The 18,863-nt window shown below is 55.2% G+C and carries 18 protein-coding genes and 1 tRNA gene; 11 read left to right on the top strand and 8 right to left on the bottom strand.

Features of this window, described 5'->3' with window-relative positions; translation table 11 throughout:
- Positions 1-314 precede the first annotated feature (314 nt).
- From NYE48_RS08490 to NYE48_RS08475, 4 genes are all read left to right on the top strand, one after another.
- A complete protein-coding gene (locus tag NYE48_RS08490; protein WP_212951721.1) occupies positions 315-1,235 on the top strand; it encodes an ArsR/SmtB family transcription factor in 921 nt (306 codons plus the stop codon).
- Positions 1,236-1,370: 135 nt separating this feature from the next.
- A complete protein-coding gene (locus tag NYE48_RS08485) occupies positions 1,371-3,107 on the top strand; it encodes a DEAD/DEAH box helicase (RefSeq protein WP_036706761.1) in 1,737 nt (578 codons plus the stop codon).
- A 1-nt stretch (position 3,108) separates the two neighbouring features.
- A complete protein-coding gene (locus NYE48_RS08480) occupies positions 3,109-4,038 on the top strand; it encodes a YqhG family protein (protein WP_339321530.1) in 930 nt (309 codons plus the stop codon).
- Positions 4,039-4,290: 252 nt separating this feature from the next.
- Positions 4,291-5,280, top strand: coding sequence for a hypothetical protein (locus tag NYE48_RS08475; RefSeq protein ID WP_340998031.1), 990 nt, complete (start codon positions 4,291-4,293; stop codon positions 5,278-5,280).
- 91 nt (positions 5,281-5,371) lie between these two features.
- On the opposite strand, the gene NYE48_RS08470 is transcribed toward NYE48_RS08475, so the two are convergent.
- Positions 5,372-5,551, bottom strand: a complete 180-nt coding sequence (locus NYE48_RS08470; RefSeq protein WP_036706753.1) for a YqzE family protein — start codon at positions 5,549-5,551, stop codon at positions 5,372-5,374.
- Between the two features lie 227 nt (positions 5,552-5,778).
- On the opposite strand from NYE48_RS08470, the gene NYE48_RS08465 reads away from it, so the two are divergent.
- On the top strand, positions 5,779-6,480 hold the full coding sequence (locus tag NYE48_RS08465; protein ID WP_340998029.1) for an N-acetylmuramoyl-L-alanine amidase: 702 nt from the start codon (positions 5,779-5,781) through the stop codon (positions 6,478-6,480).
- Here NYE48_RS08465 and NYE48_RS08460 read toward each other — a convergent pair.
- Both NYE48_RS08460 and NYE48_RS08455 read right to left on the bottom strand, forming a co-directional pair.
- Positions 6,455-7,354 (bottom strand): divergent polysaccharide deacetylase family protein, encoded by a 900-nt coding sequence (locus NYE48_RS08460; RefSeq protein WP_340998027.1) that lies wholly within the window; start codon positions 7,352-7,354, stop codon positions 6,455-6,457. The two genes, NYE48_RS08465 and NYE48_RS08460, sit on opposite strands and share 26 nt — an antisense overlap.
- A 152-nt stretch (positions 7,355-7,506) precedes the next feature.
- Positions 7,507-9,576, bottom strand: a complete 2,070-nt coding sequence (locus NYE48_RS08455; protein WP_340998026.1) for a GxGYxYP domain-containing protein — start codon at positions 9,574-9,576, stop codon at positions 7,507-7,509.
- 506 nt (positions 9,577-10,082) lie between these two features.
- Between NYE48_RS08455 and NYE48_RS08450 the strand changes: the two genes are divergently transcribed.
- The 5 genes from NYE48_RS08450 to NYE48_RS08430 all read left to right on the top strand — a co-directional run bounded on the left by NYE48_RS08450 (position 10,083) and on the right by NYE48_RS08430 (position 15,767).
- On the top strand, positions 10,083-11,789 hold the full coding sequence (locus tag NYE48_RS08450; protein WP_340998025.1) for a peptide ABC transporter substrate-binding protein: 1,707 nt from the start codon (positions 10,083-10,085) through the stop codon (positions 11,787-11,789).
- 127 nt (positions 11,790-11,916) lie between these two features.
- Complete coding sequence (locus NYE48_RS08445; RefSeq protein ID WP_339321536.1) at positions 11,917-12,855, top strand: ABC transporter permease; 939 nt, start codon at positions 11,917-11,919, stop codon at positions 12,853-12,855.
- The gene (locus tag NYE48_RS08440) at positions 12,852-13,799 is read left to right on the top strand and encodes an ABC transporter permease (RefSeq protein WP_340998022.1); all 948 of its coding nucleotides are present in this window, start codon (positions 12,852-12,854) and stop codon (positions 13,797-13,799) included. The genes NYE48_RS08445 and NYE48_RS08440 overlap by 4 nt, the downstream gene beginning before the upstream one ends.
- Positions 13,800-13,818: 19 nt before the next feature.
- Complete coding sequence (locus tag NYE48_RS08435) at positions 13,819-14,811, top strand: ABC transporter ATP-binding protein (RefSeq protein WP_340998021.1); 993 nt, start codon at positions 13,819-13,821, stop codon at positions 14,809-14,811.
- Positions 14,808-15,767, top strand: coding sequence for an ABC transporter ATP-binding protein (locus tag NYE48_RS08430; protein WP_340998018.1), 960 nt, complete (start codon positions 14,808-14,810; stop codon positions 15,765-15,767). Before NYE48_RS08435 ends, NYE48_RS08430 begins: the two co-directional genes overlap by 4 nt.
- 90 nt (positions 15,768-15,857) lie before the next feature.
- Here the strand turns inward: NYE48_RS08430 and NYE48_RS08425 are convergent.
- Positions 15,858-15,942: transfer RNA gene (locus NYE48_RS08425), tRNA-Leu, on the bottom strand.
- Positions 15,943-16,170: 228 nt separating this feature from the next.
- Here NYE48_RS08425 and NYE48_RS08420 point away from each other — a divergent pair.
- Positions 16,171-16,593, top strand: a complete 423-nt coding sequence (locus tag NYE48_RS08420) for a hypothetical protein (protein WP_212951708.1) — start codon at positions 16,171-16,173, stop codon at positions 16,591-16,593.
- A 199-nt stretch (positions 16,594-16,792) separates the two neighbouring features.
- Here the strand turns inward: NYE48_RS08420 and NYE48_RS08415 are convergent, their stop codons facing one another.
- The 4 genes from NYE48_RS08415 to NYE48_RS08400 form a co-directional block, all read right to left on the bottom strand.
- Positions 16,793-17,008: a hypothetical protein gene (locus tag NYE48_RS08415; RefSeq protein ID WP_036706742.1), complete on the bottom strand. Its 216-nt coding sequence runs from the start codon at positions 17,006-17,008 to the stop codon at positions 16,793-16,795.
- Positions 17,009-17,120: 112 nt separating this feature from the next.
- Positions 17,121-17,450, bottom strand: a complete 330-nt coding sequence (locus NYE48_RS08410) for a hypothetical protein (RefSeq protein ID WP_036706737.1) — start codon at positions 17,448-17,450, stop codon at positions 17,121-17,123.
- 83 nt (positions 17,451-17,533) lie between these two features.
- Positions 17,534-18,106 (bottom strand): xanthine phosphoribosyltransferase, encoded by a 573-nt coding sequence (locus tag NYE48_RS08405; RefSeq protein ID WP_340998016.1) that lies wholly within the window; start codon positions 18,104-18,106, stop codon positions 17,534-17,536.
- Positions 18,107-18,197: 91 nt separating this feature from the next.
- Positions 18,198-18,794: a DedA family protein gene (locus tag NYE48_RS08400; RefSeq protein ID WP_340998015.1), complete on the bottom strand. Its 597-nt coding sequence runs from the start codon at positions 18,792-18,794 to the stop codon at positions 18,198-18,200.
- Positions 18,795-18,863: the final 69 nt, after the last annotated feature.

Here is an 18,863-nt window from a genome sequence, read left to right as displayed (position 1 = left end):
TGTGGGTCACCCAAACGCTTCAAATAGTTGGTTATTCAAAGCTTTGCTCCGCAAGGAAAATTTTATTCAACTAACGGGCGCCTTTGTGGCGGCATGCCCCGGCAGCCATCCGTCCATCCATCCCCGTTAACCCTTTCGTTAACCATATGTTTCGCTGCCCTTTGCAGGTTATCGCGAATCCCCCCTCCTTCCTGCCGTTTATTCCGCTTGTTTGATTAACCTTTTAATTATATAATTCATTCCGTACGCATGTTTATTGCATGTTTATTACATGTTCGACCGCATGATGAATACGACAAAAGGTGGATATTTTCATGGAATTCAACGTAAACCGCGACAGCCTTTCCTTATTTGCGGCCCTGGCCTCCGACACGAGAATCAAAATGGTGGAGATGCTGAGCCGGGAACCGCTCAACATCAAGGAAATGGCCCAAAAACTCGGCATCTCTTCGGCCATCGTCACCAAACATGTCCAACAGCTGAAGGAAGCCGGCATCATCGACACCGAAATTTCGTCCGGAAAGCGCGGCATGCAGAAAAAATGCTTTCTGGTCCTAGACCGGCTCACGCTCGTTTTCAAGCCGTCCGGCAGCACGGACGAAATCATCCATCCGGACCAAAACGGCTATTCGGTATCGATTCCGGTCGGCCATTACGTGTCCTATCAGGTCAAACCTACCTGCGGGCTGGCATCGGAAGCCAAGCTGATCGGCATGCGTGACGACCCCCGCTATTTTGCGGAACCGGAACATGTCCATGCCCAGCATCTCTGGTTCGCCAGCGGTTACGTCGAATACCAAATCCCTAATTACATGGTAGAAAGCAAACTTCTGACCGACATCCGCATCTCGCTCGAGATCTGTTCCGAAGCTCCGGGTTACGATGAAAACTGGCCGTCGGACATTCTGTTTTCGGTCGGCGGGGTTGAGGTTTGCAAATGGACGTCCCCGGGAGACTTCGGCAGCGTGCGCGGAAAGCTTACCCCGCTTTGGTGGGATCAGGGAAGCACCCAGCACGGGCTGCTCAAAACGCTGTGGATCAATGCCGACGGCACGTTCATGGACGGCGTCCGGCTGTCCAGGGTCACCATACAGGACATTCCCATCGCCCCCGCCAAACCGATCCGCTTCCGGATCAGTTCGCCCGAAGATGCCAAATATCCCGGCGGCGTCAGCCTGTTCGGCAGAAACTTTGGCAATTATGAACAAGACATCGAAGTGCAGATCCGTTATTAACCCTCCTCTACATCCCCCGGCCCCATCCTCCTTCGCTGCCGGTTATGAACTCTTTCGATTACGTGCATACTAAATGCTACGCATGGATTTTGGCTGAGTCCTCTAGCATACGAAAACATCGAAGGAGGTAGGGGCATGAACACTTCCAATACGAGCGAGAACCCGCATACCCTTCCGGTTCCCTTGCATATCGACCGCAGCTGGCTGGATCAGCTGAATAACCGCCTGGAAAAAGGAGGCCCTTGGGGAGACTGGGGGCTGGCGCAGCTGGCCATCCGGGGAGAGGAAGCGCGGCTGGTCACCAGTTTCGACGAACTGCAGTGCCTCAAGCATTTGCAGGGTCTTTCCCCGCTCCCGCATCAGCTTGACACCACGCGCAAGGTGCTGTTCGAAATGTCCGGCAGAGCCATTTTGGCCGATGAAGTGGGCCTTGGCAAAACGATCGAAGCCGGGATGATTTTGAAGGAGTACATGATTCGCGGCCTCGTATCGAAAGTGCTGATCCTCGTGCCTGCTTCCCTTGTGCTGCAGTGGGTGCGCGAGCTCAACAGCAAATTCGGCATTCCCGCCATCGCCCAAAAAAAAGCCTACACCTGGCATTCAGATATCGTCGTCGCGTCCATCGATACGGCCAAACGGGATCCGCATAAAGATTTTTTGCTCAGCCAGGAATACGACATGCTGATCATCGACGAAGCCCATAAACTGAAAAACAAAAAGACGACCAACTACCAGTTCATTCAAAAGCTGCGCAAAAAATATTGCCTGCTCCTCACGGCCACGCCGGTGCAAAACGACATGACGGAGCTGTTTAATTTGATCACGCTGCTGAAACCCGGGCAGCTGGGCCGCCAGGGCGATTTCGCCACCAATTTCGTCGTCGGCAAGCGGCAGCCGAAAAACCAGGAGCAGCTGAAGGACGAGCTCGCCAAAGTCATGATCCGAAACCGCCGGGGCGAAGGCCCCGTCCAGTTCACGAAACGGCACGTCACCAACGTCAGCCTGCAGCTGTCGCCTGAAGAACAGGCTTTATACGACGGCGTGACGGCCTTCGTCAAAGACGAATACCGGGCGTCCGGAGGAAATCTGAGCAGCATGCTGTCGCTCGTGACCCTGCAGCGGGAGGTTTGCAGCAGCCGGGACGCGGTATTCCTGACGCTGGTGAATCTTTCGAAAAAAATCCCGGACGAATCGCCCCTCACCGCCAAGGTGTGGGAGCTGGTCAACGCCATTCGCGCGATCAAGGCCAATACCAAGGCCGAAAAAACGATCGAGCTGATCCGGCAAATGAACGAAAAGGTCATCGTGTTCACCGAATACCGGGCGACCCAGGAATATTTGCTCCAATATTTTCAAAAACACGGCCTGATTTGCGTCCCTTACCGGGGCGGCATGAACCGCGGCAAAAAAGACTGGATGATGGATCTCTTCCGCGGGCGCGCGCAGGTGATGATCGCGACGGAAGCCGGCGGCGAAGGCATCAACCTGCAGTTCTGCCACCATATGATCAACTTCGACCTTCCGTGGAACCCGATGCGCGTCGAGCAGCGGATCGGGCGGGTCCACCGCCTCGGACAGCAAAACGACGTCAAAATTTATAACCTGTCCACCTCCGGAACGATCGAGGAGCATATTCTGCATCTGCTCCACGAAAAGATCAACATGTTCGAGATGGTCATCGGCGGGCTCGACGTCATCCTCGAACGGTTCGAAAAACAGGAATCGCTGGAAAAAAGACTCGTCAAAATGTTCCTCGAATCCGACTCGAACGAGGAAATCCGGCAAAAAGTGAACTCGCTTGGCCAAACCCTGGACCAAATCAAGCAGCAGGTCGATTATGAATCGGAAACGATGAAGGAGGAGGAAGCCTGAGATGAGCATGTCTCCGCAGGAGGTCCAGGAACATATGATGACCTACCTGGAAAGCACGGAATGCCAGATCATCGAAAAATCGCCGTACCACGTGACGGTCAAGCTGTCTCCGCAGGCTGACCGGCAGCTGACGGGCAGGCCTTATTATTGGGGATTCGTCGACCGAACCGGCGCGGAACCGGAGACGTTATCCTTTACGTTCGTTTTCGACCCGGAACGCTACGACCAACACGAGCAGGAAAAAACCGCGGCCGCGCGGCAGCAGGATCATCTCCTGTCGCGTTATTACGGAACGGCGCCCCTCCTGCCGCAGCTCGGCCCCGGGCGCATCCAACGCGAGGACGTCACTTACGGCAGCGCAAGGCTGCAGCAGATTTGGAATGCCGCCCGCCAGGAAGGTTTCTGCCTGTATCTGTTCGAGCAGCCGCCTTCGCTGCAGCGCGAAACGCTGTTTTCGGCCCCTTACGAGCCGTGGCTGGGCGTCTGCTTCAAAGCGGAAATGGCGTGCGACATGAAAAAGGAAGAACTTCATTTCATCGGAATTTCCCTTGTCAGCGGGCAGATCGCTTCCCCGTTTCCCGATCGGCTGAAGGGACTGGCCTTGAGTCCGCGCCTGCCCGAAAACGTTCATATCAAGCCGGCAACGCTTTCGATTGACGCCGCAGCCGGACTGCTGGAATCCTATTTGACCGGAAAGCTTGCCGAGATGGACTACGGCTGGGCCGAACAGGCCAAGGAACGCCTGAAGGAGGAACTCGCGGTCATCGACATCTATTACGAGGATCTTCTGAAGGAACCCGACGAGGAGAAGCTGGCCGCGATCCGAGAGCAATTCGCCAGCAGACGGAGCGAAACGACATGGCAATACGAGCCCAAAGTACATCTGTCCGCCATAACCTGCGGCCTGTTTCATCTCCGCTCAAAAGGGTAGATTTATTTAGACCTTCCTCGCTAAAAGCAGGCAAAAATAGAACCGGAGCCGCCTCCGTCCGCGTGACAGCATGCAACAGCCTTTTTACGGCTTGTCCATTACAATAAGAAAAAAGTCTATCGGCGTGCTTCAAAGAAAATCAATCGCCATTTAGCGAGCTTATCCCGGGATGAACCGAATGTTCGTCCTGCCGTAAACTTTAAAAGCCTATGTATCTCGGGAAAAAGCGGAAAAAAGGAAAGGGTGAACCCAATGAACCCTGCGACTATGCTTTCTTTTGCCACAAAAACGGCGGCTGCGCTCCTTCTCGCCGGATGTCTCGTCCCGACAGGGGCCGCGCTTGCATCCGGCAGCAGCGGCGCCTCGAATTCCGACGCAGCGATCCATTTGGCCCTGCCGGCCTCTACTGCCGTTTACGGCCTGCGTCAAGCCGCCGTCCCGTCTTCGCTGCAAAGCTTTACGGAGACCATCGTGAGCGAGCTTTCGAAACAAGATTCGTTCCAGGACTGGAAGGACGCCGGCATCTCGTACGATCCGCTCGGACCGGGCACGCACAGCTGGCTTGTGACCGTCAGCCGAGACGGCAAACCGGTCGGCTATTTGTTTCTGACCTCAACCGATGACGGCAACTACATGCTGAGCGAATACGGACGCGAGGATGCGATGCCGTTCAACGCCCAAGCGCTGCGTGAGCAATTGAAAGAACGAGGCATCCTCGGGCCGGGTTCGAAGCTGGCCGCCGGCTCAAACGTCGAAGCGCGTTACTTTACCCTGCTGCCGGTGTGGAAAATTACGCTGCCCGGCAAATCAACGATTTATCTTCACGCGATTACCGGCGAAGAGCTTCCGGTGCCGTCCGGCCGAGAAAAAGCGCCCCTTGGAGGCCTCGCTTCCCGAAAAGGACTCCATCTGACGAGCACGATGCTGCCAAAGCAGCAGCGGACAAGCGATCCGTACGATAATCTGCTTTGGCTTCAATCGCCGAAGCTATCGCTGACTGGCAGCCAGGATTTGCTTCAAGCCATGCGGAACGGACGAAGCAGCCTCGTATTTACGTCCCCCGGGCGAAATGCGGACTTTGGAGCTCCTTTCGTCGTGAACGGACTGCATGCTTGGCAGGTTGCGGGCATCGGCAAAGAAACGTTATACGCGGCCACCGGACCGAACGGCACCAGGTTTCTTCCTGCCTCCGAGCTCATGGCGCGGGGCGAATTCCGATCATTGAACGTATCCTATTTATGAAGCCAAGTGCGAAGCAGCCGATATGTTGAACATAACAAAGACGCCCGGCCATACTCGGCAAGGCGTCTTTTTCAAATGTATTCCCGATTTTTTATTTCCGGTCTTTTTTGTCGGACGGCCGCTTCATCAACATGATTCCGAGCGGGATCATGCCGAACCATTTTTCCGACCAAGGTTCCTTCGTTCTGCGCCGCCGTTCCTCTTTGGGAGTTTCCATAAACGTCACGACGCGTTCCGTGATGTATTTGACAAGCTCTTCTCCGCTAGCCACTTGTGCGCATCCCCTTTCGCAGCTGTGATAGCATTAGCTTTCGCAAAACCCCGCGTTTTTAAACAAAGCTTCCCCGGAATCCACCGCGGCAGTTTATCCCATGATTTGCAACGTCCATCCTACACATGCATTTTTTTCCGACAATTGCGCATTCTAAAGCTGTGCAGGAACGGACTGGACCAGACTTTGGTTCATCCGGATACGTTTCGAAAGGATGGCCTCAACGTATGAACAAACTTTTGAAGCCCGTTTTTCTCGTTTTTATGGCGTCTGTGCTTGCCTTTCCTCCAACTGTAAAGGCTCAGCATGCGCTAAGCCCGGAGGAAGTGAAGGATCACCCTGCGTTTATCCGCGACGTCATCATCATCGATGCGGGACATGGCGGCATCGACGGAGGAACGTCATTCCAGAATATTATGGAAAAAGACATCAATCTTGCCATCGCGCAAAAAGTGTTTATGCTCCTTCGCAGCATGGGCTACCATGCCGTGCTGAACCGGACAGGCGACTACGCGCTGAGCGAGGAAAACCATTGGCTTGGCACGAGGTCCAGGCATTTGCGGGATTTGGCGCAGCGAAAAGAGCTCAGCCGGCAAATCCCGACCCTGGTGGTCGTCAGCCTGCATGTCAATTGGGGACGAAACACCTCCAAACGCGGCGGACTCGTCCTTTTTCAAAACGAAGGCCGCAGCGTCCTGCTTGCCTCGGCCATTCAGCAACAGCTGGATCAGCTATACGGCTTTAAAGGAAATATCGAGCATGGCCGTCCATTTTACCTGTTGAACCAAATTGCCGATCCGGCCGTCATTGTCGAAACCGGCTTTCTCAGCAATGCCGCAGACCGCGCCATGCTGACCGACCGCAGAGGTCAATTGCAAATCGCCAAGGCGATTGCGGACGGGATCAATTATTATTTGACGGTAATATAGGCGAAGGTTGCCAGCCCCAAATATCCCGCACCAAGTCGCTGATGCCGACGAAAGAGACATGCTCCTGCAATTTCGGGGCAACGTTTTTCAGCACTTCGGCCGTCTTTTTGCCTTGCGTTCCGACATGTCCGATCGTGATGCAGTTGTCATGTTCGAGGGCATACGCTTCGACGGCTTTCATTTGTTTGGCAATATGGCTGACCGTGTGGGAGTCGTCGAGAAAAATATGGTTGGCGACCGGCGGCATGCCCATGTTTGCGGCCAGTTTGCCCACGACCGAGTGGTAGTTCGTTTTGCTGTCGACAAAAAACAGCCCCCGCTCGCGGCATACCTGCAGCACGATGGACATGATCCGCTCGTCGCCCGTAATTTTCGATCCCATATGGTTGTTCATCCCGATCGCATGGGGAACGTTGTCGATCGCCTCTTCGACCTTTCTCCGCACCTCTTCATCGCTCATTTTGGACGTAATCGCTCCCGGTCCGAGCCATTTCGGGTTTCCATGCTTCGGTTCCATCGGCATATGGACAATGACGTCGTAACCTTTTTGATGAGCCAGCTCCGCATCGGTTTGCGTCGTCGGAAGGAACGGCATGATCGCGACGGTGAGCTTGATCGGCAAGGACAACATCTCTTGCGTCCCCCCCTGCCCGTTCCCGAAGTCATCGATGATTACCGCAACCTTTTTTTCTTTTTTCGCGGCCTTTTGAGCGGCTTCCCCGTGTTTTCCCTGTTCAAGGAACGTTTTCAAATCCGCATACGCACCGTACGACTGCTGCGCCGATGCGCCGAATGCGGGGACGGCAGCCAGAAGCAGGACCAGCCCGGCGGTCTTCATGCACATGCCCCAACGTGATGTCTTCGATGATTTCAAGAGCCCTCTTCCTCCTTTTCGCTTGCTGCAATACTTCTTCCCTCATTGTTTGAGAAAGCAGGTGGAAATATGTATTCGTCTCCAAAAAGGAAAAGATAAAAAAGCGACCAACGCGTATCATCGCGTTGACCGCTTCGTCATGTTAGCCAAGGTTACGGTTTCGCCGGCAGTCCGTTCGCCTCCCGGATCAGGGTGAAGAACGGGTCAGCGAGAACCGGCTGGAACTCCGGACCCAGCGAATCCGTCAACCTCACCACATCGGTCGGCGTCATGCTCCAGGCCAGCAGTCCGAGCGATACGAACAGCGGCGATTGGCCGTCCCAGTTCGCTTTGGCTTCCGCCAGCACCTTTTGCCCGTCCTCTACCGTGCCGATGCCCCGGATCGTCGACACCGGCAGGTTCCCGTTTAGAATATCTACTCCGAAACGGTCTTCCCAGCTCAGGAAAAGCCCGTTCGGCCGGTAAGTCTCCGCATACGCTTTGACCACCGTATCGCCGAGCGGAACGTTTTGGTTCGCCACACGGTTCAGGACATATGGAACGGTCATGCCGGTCTTTTTAAGATAGGAAGAAGTTTTTTTCAGGAAATCGGGCAATGTTGTCTCCGGCCAGGCGTTCGGGTAGAAATAACCGCCGCCGGACGGGCCTGCGACCCATTGGTCGTTGGCGGTGGCGGTGCTCCGGTAATAGCTCAGCATCGCAGGCGCGCCGTCATAGAGCAGCGGGCTGGAGGTCCAATTGATCGGCACTTTGCCGCGGTTCGGGTCGTCCCACAAATGGCGCAAACGGTGCTGGTTGTACTGGAAGTTATCGCCTTCGCTGAAGGTATAAGTGACATATATTTTATTTTCAAGCTTCGGCGCCTTGACCTTTTCGTTCGGGAGCGGACCGAGACCTTTCGCCTGCGTGCCGGAGAATACCGTCAGGTTGCTGAACCAATCGGCAGCCAGCACGTATACGCTGTGATTCGACAAAAGCTCCACCCCGTTGAACTCGCCTTCGGTATCATTGCTGAACCAGCCGAGATAGGGCGTCCCTGCCGGAACATCGGACAGGATTTTGTCGAACAACGCCTCTTGCTCCGGCGTATTGGTGCCCAGCCAGAACACCATCGCTTTGTTGGCGACCGCGTAATCGCGCAAATACCCGTAAGGCTCCTTCCGTTCCGAAGAAGGCGGCGCTTCGTTGCCGGCATATACTTTGAACTGGTTCCACATGTCCACCGAAGCCGTCAACGACTTGGTCCCTGCCGGCAATTTAAACTCGTAGACGAAGTACCGGCCGTTGTCCGCAAACCGGTGTCCGCCGCTGCCGCTCGAGAGCTGGGAGCTTTGGGCATCGTACAGGAAAGGGGTTTCGCCGTCGGTTCCAGGCACGAATCGGGCGATGGTCCGGCCGTCGGCTTGTACCGTTACTTCATGAACGGCGGAGCCCCATCCGTCCTGCTGGAAAGCATCCTCGAACCGAAGGTATACCGCATCCCTGCCCAAAAAAGAGGTCAGATCGAGATCATACGTGTTGCGGTTTTTGGCATCGCGTTCCTGCGTCTTCTCCTCCGCCACCACCTTAAACGACGGCGGAAGTCCCGGAGGCAGCTTCACCGGCGTATCCGGGCTGAGCCCGATGAGCATCCGGTGCGTCGTCTGCTTCCACAAGTTCTCGTACTGCCAATTGTAGGCGTCCATCCGATCCTTGAATTTGCCTTGAAGATCATCGAGCACGTTCAGGCCGTATGGAGCGGCCGTGAGCTTCGGCACGAGGTCCGGACTGGCCACAACGGCATCCTTCAATCCGGCAAGCGTCGTCGCCACGTTGATGCTGTCCGGCACCTTCGGATCGTATACGATAAGTCCCTTCGCTTCATGTTTGAATTCCGATACCACTTCCCAAGGGTCGTTATGCACCGTATAAGGCACCTGAAGATCGTTCAGCCAGGTCATTTTTCCTTCTTCCTCGTTTTCAAGCAAATAAATCCGCGGTTGATTCCGGTTGACGATGCCCTGCAGCGTCGCCAGCAAAATTTTGACATCCCCAGGCGCGTCGTAGACATCCGCCACATCCAGATGTTTAACTTTGGCGAACGACGGGAGCGCTTGCGAATCGGGCCACTTGATCCCCTTGGAGGAGGATGACGGGCCGGCTGCCGATTCCGCTGTTGCATGAAGGGACATGGACAGCACGCAAACCAATGCGAGACAAAGCGTGGTGAACTTTCGTAACATGAACAATACACCTCAACTTTACGCTGAATTGGTCGGCAAATGAAAGAAAAGACCTTGTTCTACCGGCTGAACATTCAAGAATCCCGCACACGCTGTCTCGCCTGAAAACTGAACCGATATTTCTTTCACTGCAGATATATAATACATATTTAATATATTCAATATGCATATTCAAGACATTCGACAAAAGTAGTGTAAAAATAGTGTTGTCGGCGCATCGTTAAGCGGTTCATTCAGCCCGTCTCTTTCGATTGATATTCCGGCGATTGATACTCCGGCATTACCCCAATTCGCATACGACTCTCTGGCCATGATGCCGGCCGGCTTATCGTTCGATTGCGGCGGCATGACGCTTTTCACGAAATTTATCGCGATTGGGAATAAATGGAGACGAGTCGGCATGTTTATAAAATGATAGGGTATACGCCGATGGCTGGATCGCACCCGCTTCATCGTTTTTACTTCGGCCCGGTGGACCACTTCATATCAAAAGAGAGGGGTACGCTATGCGAAAAAAACGAAAATCCATGCTGGCGGTGCTGCTATTAACGGCTGTAAGCGTTTTTATGGGCGCTTGCGGAAGCAGCGGCCAGGACGCCAACTCTTCCCCGCCTCCGAAGGCGAACAACGAAAAACCCGCCGAGCCAGCGCCCGGGAACAAGACCGAAACGCCGAAGGAGCAGGTCTTCCGCTTCAATTTGCATTCGAATCCGCCCACGCTTGATCCCGGCCAGTCGCAAGACAACGTGTCGTTCGCCGTGCTTAACGGGCTGTATGAAGGGCTGACCCGGAGCAATGAAAACGGCGAGGTGGTCCCGGGTACCGCCGAGAAATGGGATGTTTCTTCGGACGGAACCAAGTATACCTTCCATTTGCGGAAGGACGCGAAATGGTCGAACGGAGATCCCGTGACTGCGGCTGACTTCGAGTTTGCGTGGAAGCGTGTGCTCGATCCGAAGACCGAACCTGCGCCGCCGTACGCCTATCAGCTGTACTACATCAAAGGCGCGGAAGCATATAACACCGGAAAAAACGCCGATCCGAATTCGGTTGCCGTCAAAGCCGTCGACGCCAATACGCTTGAGGTCGAATTGGAGCACTCCACTCCGTATTTTTTAAGCCTCCTTTCATTCCAGACCTATTTCCCTGTTCATTCGTCGGCGAAAACCAATCCGAAGTGGGCCTCCGACGCAAATACCATCATATCGAACGGCCCGTTCAAAATCAGCGAATGGAAGCAGCAAAGCTCGCTTGTGCTGGTGAAAAACGACCAGTACTACGCCAAGGACGACATCAAATTCACGAAAGTGCAGATGACCATGGTCGACGATTCCGGCTCGGAGCTGAACATGTACGAAACCGACCAGCTCGATTTTGCCGGCATGCCGACCGGACGCATTCCAAACGAACAGATTCCGGTCCTGAAGCAGACGAAGCAGAACGAACTCGAGATCAAGGGCATCGCCTCCACCTATTTCTATTTGTTCAACAATAAACAGAAGCCATTTAATAACGTCAATATCCGCAAAGCACTGGCGATGGCGATCGACCGCCAGCAGATCGTCGACAAGGTGACGCTCGGCGGACAGCTGCCCGCATTCGGCATCGTTCCTCCGGGTATCGCCGGGGAACATGGCGAATTCCGTTCAGAGCACAAGGACGATTATTTCAAGGAGAACGTTGAGGAAGCGAAAGCGCTGCTGCAAAAGGGGCTTAGCGAGCTGGGGTTGTCCGCCATGCCTGAATTCACGCTCAGTTACAATACGGACGAAAGCCACAAAAAGGTAGCTGAAGCCGTCGCCGACATGTGGAACAAAAATCTCGGCATCAAGGCGAAAATCGAAAACCAGGAATGGGGCGTCTTCCTGAAGAACCGCACCGCGCTCAATTACCAGATGGCCCGGGCCGGATGGATTACCGACTACAACGACCCGATGTCCTTCATCGATCTGTACATGACAGGCAGCGGGAACAACGATATCGGATACAGCAATCCGGAGTACGACAAGCTCGTCCGCGAGGCGAAGGAGTCGCAGGATAACAAGGAGCGGATGGAACTGATGGTGAAGGCCGAGCGCATACTGATCGAGCAGGATCAGGCCATCCTTCCGCTTTACTACTATACCAACGTCGCCCTCAGAAAACCGAATCTCAAAAACGTGTATATCGACTATCAAGGAAATATCGTCTACAACCGGGGTTACTTCGAATAACGGGCGCTTATTGACCTGCCCGGCATGAAGTCCGTTCGGGATGCGCTTGGCTGCTGGCTGCCGGTGCGTCCCGCTTCTTCATATCCGCGGAGGAAGGAACGAACCTGACTAGAAGGAGGGTGCAGCCATGATTCGGTACTCCTTGACCAAGCTGTTTTATCTTGTGCTTTCGCTGTGGGTACTCGCTTCCGTCACGTTTTTGCTCATGAAGTCCATCCCCGGCGATCCGTTCATGTCGGAAAAGGCGGTTCCGCCGGAAATCCGCGCCCGGCTCATGGCCCAATACGGACTCGATAAGCCGCTTTACGAGCAATATTTCGTCTATTTGTCCAACCTGGCAAAAGGCGACTTGGGCATTTCGATGAAAATGCAGGACCGGGAAGTCGGTCAAACCATACGCGATGCCTTCCCCTATTCCCTGAAGCTCGGCGTCGTCTCGATTATCGTGTCGGTGATCGTCGGCATCGGCCTGGGCATGGTGGCGGCGCTGCGGCACCGCAAGCTGCTTGATTCCGCCTCGATGGTTATCGCCGTCTTGGGCGTATCGGTTCCCAGCTTCGTGCTGGCTTCGTTTTTTCAATATATTTTCGGCGTACAGCTGAAATGGCTGCATGTCGTCGGCCTGAACGGGCCGCTCGATTACATTATGCCTACCCTGGCGCTCTCCGCCTTGCCGATCGCCTTTATCGCGCGCCTGACCCGTTCGAGCATGCTTGAAGTGTTGACGGCCGATTACATTAAAACCGCCAAGGCCAAAGGCTTGTCCAGCAGCGCCATCATCCGGAGGCATGTGCTGCGCAACGGCATTCTGCCCGTCGTCACCTACCTTGGGCCGCTCACGGCCAACGTCGTGACAGGATCCTTCATCATCGAGCAAATTTTCGGGATCGGAGGGCTCGGCAAAATATTCGTCACGAGCATCAGCAACCGCGATTACTCGCTTATTATGGGCATTACCCTATTCTATGGACTCATTCTCATGTGCGCCCGTTTCATCACCGACATCGCGTACGGACTCATCGATCCCCGCATCACGCTCGTATCGGGAAAGGAGAAAGCGGTATGACCATGCCCCATTCCTCGACTGCCGAAGAACGCGCCTTGACTTTGGAGGATTTCCGGAAGGCCGACGTCGACGAACATGCGGCGGAAGCGATCGGACAACCAAGCCTGTCCGCATGGCGCGAAGCCTGGCTGCGCCTGCTCGGCAACCGGGTTGCCATGGCGGCCCTTGCCTTCCTGCTGCTGATCATCTTGATGGCGATCATCGGCCCGGTGCTGACGCCCTACGATTATTACTCCAACAACTTGGAGCAGACGAATCTGCCCCCTTCCGCCGAACATTGGTTCGGAACCGACGATCTCGGCCGCGACATGTTCGCCCGAACGTGGATGGGCGCCCGCATTTCGCTCACCGTCGGTTTCTCAGCGGCGGCCATCAATCTCGTGATCGGCGTGGTCTACGGCGGCATCATGGGTTACGTCGGCGGACGCCTCGACGACGCGATGAACAAAATCTCCGAAATCATCTACTCCGTTCCCGATTTGCTGGTGGCGATCCTGCTCGTGGTGGTCTTCGAGCCGAGTCTGGGCACGATTATTTTGGCGCTGTGCGTGACCGGATGGATCAATATGTCCTGGATCGTGCGCGGGCAGATGATGCAGCTCAAAAACCAGGAATATGCCCTCGCCTCCCGTTCCCTGGGTTCGCCTCACATGCGCATTCTGTTCCGTCACCTCCTGCCGAATGCGATGGGCCCGATCATCGTCACCTTGACCTTGGCCGTGCCGACGGCCATCTTCAGCGAAGCGGTGCTGAGTTTCCTTGGGCTTGGCGTGCAATCCCCGGCCGCGTCCTGGGGGACGATGATCAATGACGCGCTGAAGACCATGATCATTTATCCTTGGCGCCTTGCTTTCCCTGCGCTGTTCATCAGCTTGATGATGTTGTGCTTCAATCTGTTCGGAGACGGGCTTCGCGACGCGCTCGATCCGAAAATGAAAAAATAAGGACAAGGAGGGTTCTCCCATGCAACCGTTGCTCGAAGTCCAAGATCTCCGCGTCTCCTTTCCCGTCCGCGGCGGCGAAGTGCAGGCCGTGCGCGGCATCGGATTCCATGTCCAACCCGGCGAAGCGGTCGCCATCGTCGGCGAATCCGGCTGCGGCAAAAGCGTGACCGCCCAAGCGATCATGCGGCTTTTGCCGCAGCATCCCGCCCGAATCCGCGAAGGAACGATCCGGTTCCAGGGAAAAGATCTGCTGCGTTTGAAAGAGCGGGAGATGCAATCCATTCGGGGCAAGGATATCGGGATGATCTTCCAGGATCCGATGACATCGCTGAATCCGACGATGACGATCGGCCGCCAGATTACCGAAGTGCTGCACAAACATCAACGTTTGACGGCTAGCGAAGCCAAGCGGCGGGCGATCGATATGTTGGAGATGGTCGGGATTCCCCATCCCGCCTCGCGCTTCTCGCAATATCCGCACGAATTCTCCGGCGGGATGAGGCAGCGGGCGATGATTGCCATGGCACTGGCCTGCCGCCCGGCGCTGCTCATCGCGGACGAGCCGACTACGGCCCTGGACGTGACGATCCAGGCGCAGATTCTGCGAGTGCTAAAATCTCTGCAGCGCGAATTCGGGACATCGATCATCCTGATTACGCATGATTTGGGCATCGTGGCGGATCTGTGCGACCGCGTGATCGTCATGTATGCGGGCCAAATCGTCGAGACCGGCACCAAGCGGGAAATATTCAAGCAGCCGCAGCACCCGTATACCCGGGGATTATTGCGATCCCTGCCGCGCATCGACCGGAGCAAGGATGAGCCCCTCGTGCCGATCTACGGCACGCCGCCCGATCTTTCCAATCCGCCGTCCGGCTGTCCGTTCTGGGCCCGCTGCGGGGATGCGATGCGCATCTGCCGGGAGCGGCTGCCGGAAACGACCGCCATCGGGGAAACGCACAGCGCAAGCTGCTGGCTGCTGCATCCGCTGGCACGGGAGGTGGCCAGATGAGCACAGAGCCATTGCTCCGGGTCCACCGGCTGAGCAAGCATTTTCACTTGGGACGGGGCCGGACCCTGAAGGCCGTCGATGACGTGAGCTTCAGCGTCCGCCAAGGAGAGACGCTTGGAATGGTAGGCGAATCGGGATGCGGAAAGTCGACGGCGGGACGGACGATCCTCCGCTTGTACGAGCCGACGGAAGGGGAAACCTGGTACGGAGGAACGAACATTTATCGGCTCAAGCCGCGCCAGCTGAAGGCGCTCCGCCGGGAGATGCAGATGATCTTCCAGGATCCCTACGCATCGTTGAATCCGCGCATGACGATCATGGACATTATCGGGGAGGCGCTGGATATTCACCGTCTCGCCGACAGCCGTTCGGCGCGCAGGCATCGGGTCGAGGAACTGCTCCACATGGTTGGCTTAAACCCCGATCATGCCACCCGCTACCCTCACGAGTTCTCGGGCGGACAGCGCCAACGTATCGGGATCGCCCGCGCGCTCGCGGTCGATCCGAAGTTCATCATTTGCGACGAGCCGATCTCGGCGCTGGACGTATCGATCCAGGCCCAGGTCGTCAACCTGCTGAAAGATTTGCAGAAACGGCTTGGACTGACGTACCTGTTCATCGCGCATGATCTGTCCATGGTCAAACATATCAGCGATCGCGTTGCCGTCATGTATTTGGGGCAAATCATGGAGCTGGCCGACAGCGAAACGCTGTATGCGGAACCGCTGCACCCGTACACGCGCGCGCTCATGTCCGCCATCCCCGTCCCGGATCCCGACGTGGAGGCGGGCAAGGAGCGGATCGTGCTCAGCGGCGAGCTTCCCAGTCCGCTCAAACCGCCAAGCGGCTGCCCCTTCCGGACGCGATGCCCTTACGCGGCGGCGGTCTGTGCGGAAAGCAAACCCGAGCTCCGGGAAGCGAAACCGGGGCGCATCGTCGCCTGCCACCTCGTTTAAGAAACCGCGACTCGCCAATTTCTTAGCGGATTGCATAAAAAAACAGACCCGTAAATTATGTTCATAATTTACGGGTCTGTTTATAAGCGATGCGGTCGAGAGGACTCGAACCTCCACGGGGGGTTAGCCCACACGGACCTGAACCGTGCGCGTCTGCCAATTCCGCCACGACCGCATATGTATTCATCGCTTGGCGCTTTCGTTGTTTTATAACTCTTTCGCGGCGACAAGATAGATCATACCATGATTTTAAAATATAGTCAACGCTTTTTCGATATTTTTTAGGGATCCATTTTATGTTTATGAAAATCGGAAGCAACTGCCAGCGAAAAAGCATTGATTAAAATGCGGCAGGCGGGATAAAATAAGAACATGAGTTCCCATGAAAGGCGGTGATCCTTACATGACTGCACCAGGCATAACCCGCGACGAACTGGCGCTGATCAAAAGTTATCTTCTGCTGCAATACATTCACAAAGTGTTTGAGCGGGACCTTCGCATCATGGAAGAAAGCGGCGTGTTCAAAACGCCCGAGCTGTACATGGAGGTGGTGGCCGGAGGCGACCGCCAAGCCTTAACGCTGCTGTCCGGCGTCAAACGCGAATTCAAAAGCCGCCGAATCCGCGTATACCGCATCCTTCAAGACGAACGCGGCATCGGCGCGGAATATGTATGCAGGGGTTACACGGGCGAAATGAACATTTTATGGCCGGCTTTCCGCAGCGAAATGATGGCCCGCATGAAGGCTTATCTGGGACTCGTTCCGAATGTCGGCACCGGCTTTTCTCCGGGCAACCCTCTTTCCCCTCCTGTTTCGACGACGTAAGGATACCCATGTCTTGCCCGCGGGCCGGGAGCCCAGGCTGAAGCCTGACGGAGTCTGGTTTGGAGCATCACGCTGGAACATGCATTCCCCAGCTGCAAAAAAGCCGCTTTAACACCGGAGAAACCCTGCTCTGCCATGTAGGCAGGAGGATTCCCCCAGGTTAAAACGGCTTTGCTTACAGCTATATCATCCCGAAAGCTCAAGCTTCGGGGTTTTTGCGGGGCTCGTCCGCCGGCTGGAACAAATAATTCCGGTCAAGCTTGACGACCTTCCGGTTGCGGCGCCGGATCAGCACATGATTGTCGTCCCACGCCACCACGATGCCTTTTACATCGTTTTCTTCAAGACTGTCGCGAACCACCCTGACCATTTCTCCGGAAAGGCGGTAGTTGTTGAGCTGTTCGTCGGTAATCATCGCAAGCGGCCTCCTTTCCTTTGTTCGTATCACAAAAAAAGACCTAAATGGATTCATTTAGGTCATATCTTTTGCAGCGGCTTGCCGGCTGAATTCCACATTCGTGCAAGAATTAGCGTTGCGCATGCTCTTTGCTGTCATTTTTCTCAAACCAAAAATCAAGCACTGTAGAAGACATCACCCGTTTTTCAACATACTCCACTTGATGAGGGGCGAACAAATCCTTCCAGGAAAAGTCAAGCTCATCACACATACGCACGATGGTCAGAAGTTCCGACCAGGCGACGTAACGTTTGTACCAGAAAAATTGAGGATGCTCCATCATGTAGGGATACAGATCATCAAACTCCGTATGTTTGCAATCCAATGCGCGTTCGAAATGATCTTTGGCTGCAGCCAGTTTATCGACGAAAAACTGTTCGGTTACCGGTTCTTTCCCCATTTCGCTGCCTCCCCTCTCGAGTTCTTAAGTATATTATAAGCGAAAAGGACGCCACTTGAAAGAAATTGTTTATATTTGGACGATCAGTCGGCAAAGGTGATGGTTCCGTGATCGAGCGACTCGATCCTTACAAGCGACTCCAAACGGATTCCCTGCTCGCGGATCGTGCGCGCGCCGGCCTGGAAGCATTTTTCGACGACGACGCCGAGGCCGGCCAGCTCCGCGCCCGAACGTTCGATAATTTTGACGAGCCCTCTGGCCGCATCGCCGTTGGCGATAATGTCGTCGATAAACAGCACCTTATCCTCTGGCCGGATGTACTTGCGCGACAGCATGATATCGGTGACGATCCCTTTCGTAAAGGACGGGACACGCTCGCATAACGCGTCGGGATCGGCCAAAAGCGTTTTTTTGCGGCGCGCGAACACGAGCGGTACCCCAAGCTCCAGCGCCGTCGCAAACGCGACGGAAATGCCCGAGGATTCCACCGTGATGACGCGCGTGACGCCTGCATCCGCAAACCGCGCTGCAAATTCCCGGCCCATTTCCATCGTCAGTTCGGGATCCACCTGATGATTCAAAATGCCGTCCAAATTCAGCACCTGCTCCGACAGGACCGTGCTTTCTTCAATAATCCTTTGCTTTAATTTTTCCATTTCATAACCCCCAAAACGATTAAGAAAAACGTCGATCGACGTCCTTTCAAAAAAATTCATACCCTGTAACGGAAACGGCGAACCACCGCGTTTAACGTCTTCGCCGCCAAACGAACCCCGCGACCGCAAGCATTGCAACGAGCAGCACGGTCACCAGCACCCCGACCTTGAGCGACGACCGCTGCATCATGATCGCGATTTCGTTCCAATGATACCCTACCGCATGCCCGATCAGCAGAAACGTCGTACAAAACAGCAGCGCGCCCAATGCCGCATAAGCGGCGTAACGTCCCACGGGCAGTTTGGATATCCCGGCCATATAGGAAGACAAGTGGCGCAATCCGGGAATGAAATACCCGATCACGATGCTGAAAGCGCCGTACCGCTTAAACCAGGCTTCGGCGGACTTCAGGCGCCCCGGCGTGAGCCTGACCCATTTGCCGTACCGTTCCAATAGCGGCTTCCCTACTTTTCTTCCCAGCGCATAGCTGATCATCATCCCCGTCATGCTTCCCGTAAACGTGACGGCAAGCGCGACGGCAAAATGAAAATGCCCCTGCGCGATCATGCCGCCGAAGGCCGCGATCAGCGTTTCGTCCGGAACCGGCACGCCCACGATTCCTAATGCCAGCAAAACAAATAATGCGATATAACCGTATTGTGTCAGGTAAACCATAATTTCCGTCAAACGTTATGCCTCTCTTTTCTCATGCTGTGGCAGCAGTTGGATATTTTTTCGAGGTCTAACCGATGGGGA

This window comes from Paenibacillus sp. FSL M7-1455, assembly GCF_038004655.1.
In the GTDB taxonomy this organism is placed as follows: domain Bacteria; phylum Bacillota; class Bacilli; order Paenibacillales; family Paenibacillaceae; genus Paenibacillus_AQ; species Paenibacillus_AQ cookii.
Note: the sequence above shows the minus strand (reverse complement) of the source record. Positions and strands in the feature narration are given on the sequence as shown.

Coding starts and splice junctions, on each gene's coding strand:
- NYE48_RS08465 (WP_340998029.1), top strand. CDS start 5,779: ATGAACAAACTTTTGAAGCCCGTTTTTCTCGTTTTTATGGCGTCTGTG.
- NYE48_RS08485 (WP_036706761.1), top strand. CDS start 1,371: ATGAACACTTCCAATACGAGCGAGAACCCGCATACCCTTCCGGTTCCC.
- NYE48_RS08450 (WP_340998025.1), top strand. CDS start 10,083: ATGCGAAAAAAACGAAAATCCATGCTGGCGGTGCTGCTATTAACGGCT.
- NYE48_RS08480 (WP_339321530.1), top strand. CDS start 3,109: ATGAGCATGTCTCCGCAGGAGGTCCAGGAACATATGATGACCTACCTG.
- NYE48_RS08435 (WP_340998021.1), top strand. CDS start 13,819: ATGCAACCGTTGCTCGAAGTCCAAGATCTCCGCGTCTCCTTTCCCGTC.
- NYE48_RS08410 (WP_036706737.1), bottom strand. CDS start 17,450: ATGGGGAAAGAACCGGTAACCGAACAGTTTTTCGTCGATAAACTGGCT.
- NYE48_RS08445 (WP_339321536.1), top strand. CDS start 11,917: ATGATTCGGTACTCCTTGACCAAGCTGTTTTATCTTGTGCTTTCGCTG.
- NYE48_RS08420 (WP_212951708.1), top strand. CDS start 16,171: ATGACTGCACCAGGCATAACCCGCGACGAACTGGCGCTGATCAAAAGT.
- NYE48_RS08440 (WP_340998022.1), top strand. CDS start 12,852: ATGACCATGCCCCATTCCTCGACTGCCGAAGAACGCGCCTTGACTTTG.
- NYE48_RS08430 (WP_340998018.1), top strand. CDS start 14,808: ATGAGCACAGAGCCATTGCTCCGGGTCCACCGGCTGAGCAAGCATTTT.
- NYE48_RS08475 (WP_340998031.1), top strand. CDS start 4,291: ATGAACCCTGCGACTATGCTTTCTTTTGCCACAAAAACGGCGGCTGCG.
- NYE48_RS08455 (WP_340998026.1), bottom strand. CDS start 9,576: ATGTTACGAAAGTTCACCACGCTTTGTCTCGCATTGGTTTGCGTGCTG.
- NYE48_RS08405 (WP_340998016.1), bottom strand. CDS start 18,106: ATGGAAAAATTAAAGCAAAGGATTATTGAAGAAAGCACGGTCCTGTCG.
- NYE48_RS08490 (WP_212951721.1), top strand. CDS start 315: ATGGAATTCAACGTAAACCGCGACAGCCTTTCCTTATTTGCGGCCCTG.
- NYE48_RS08415 (WP_036706742.1), bottom strand. CDS start 17,008: ATGATTACCGACGAACAGCTCAACAACTACCGCCTTTCCGGAGAAATG.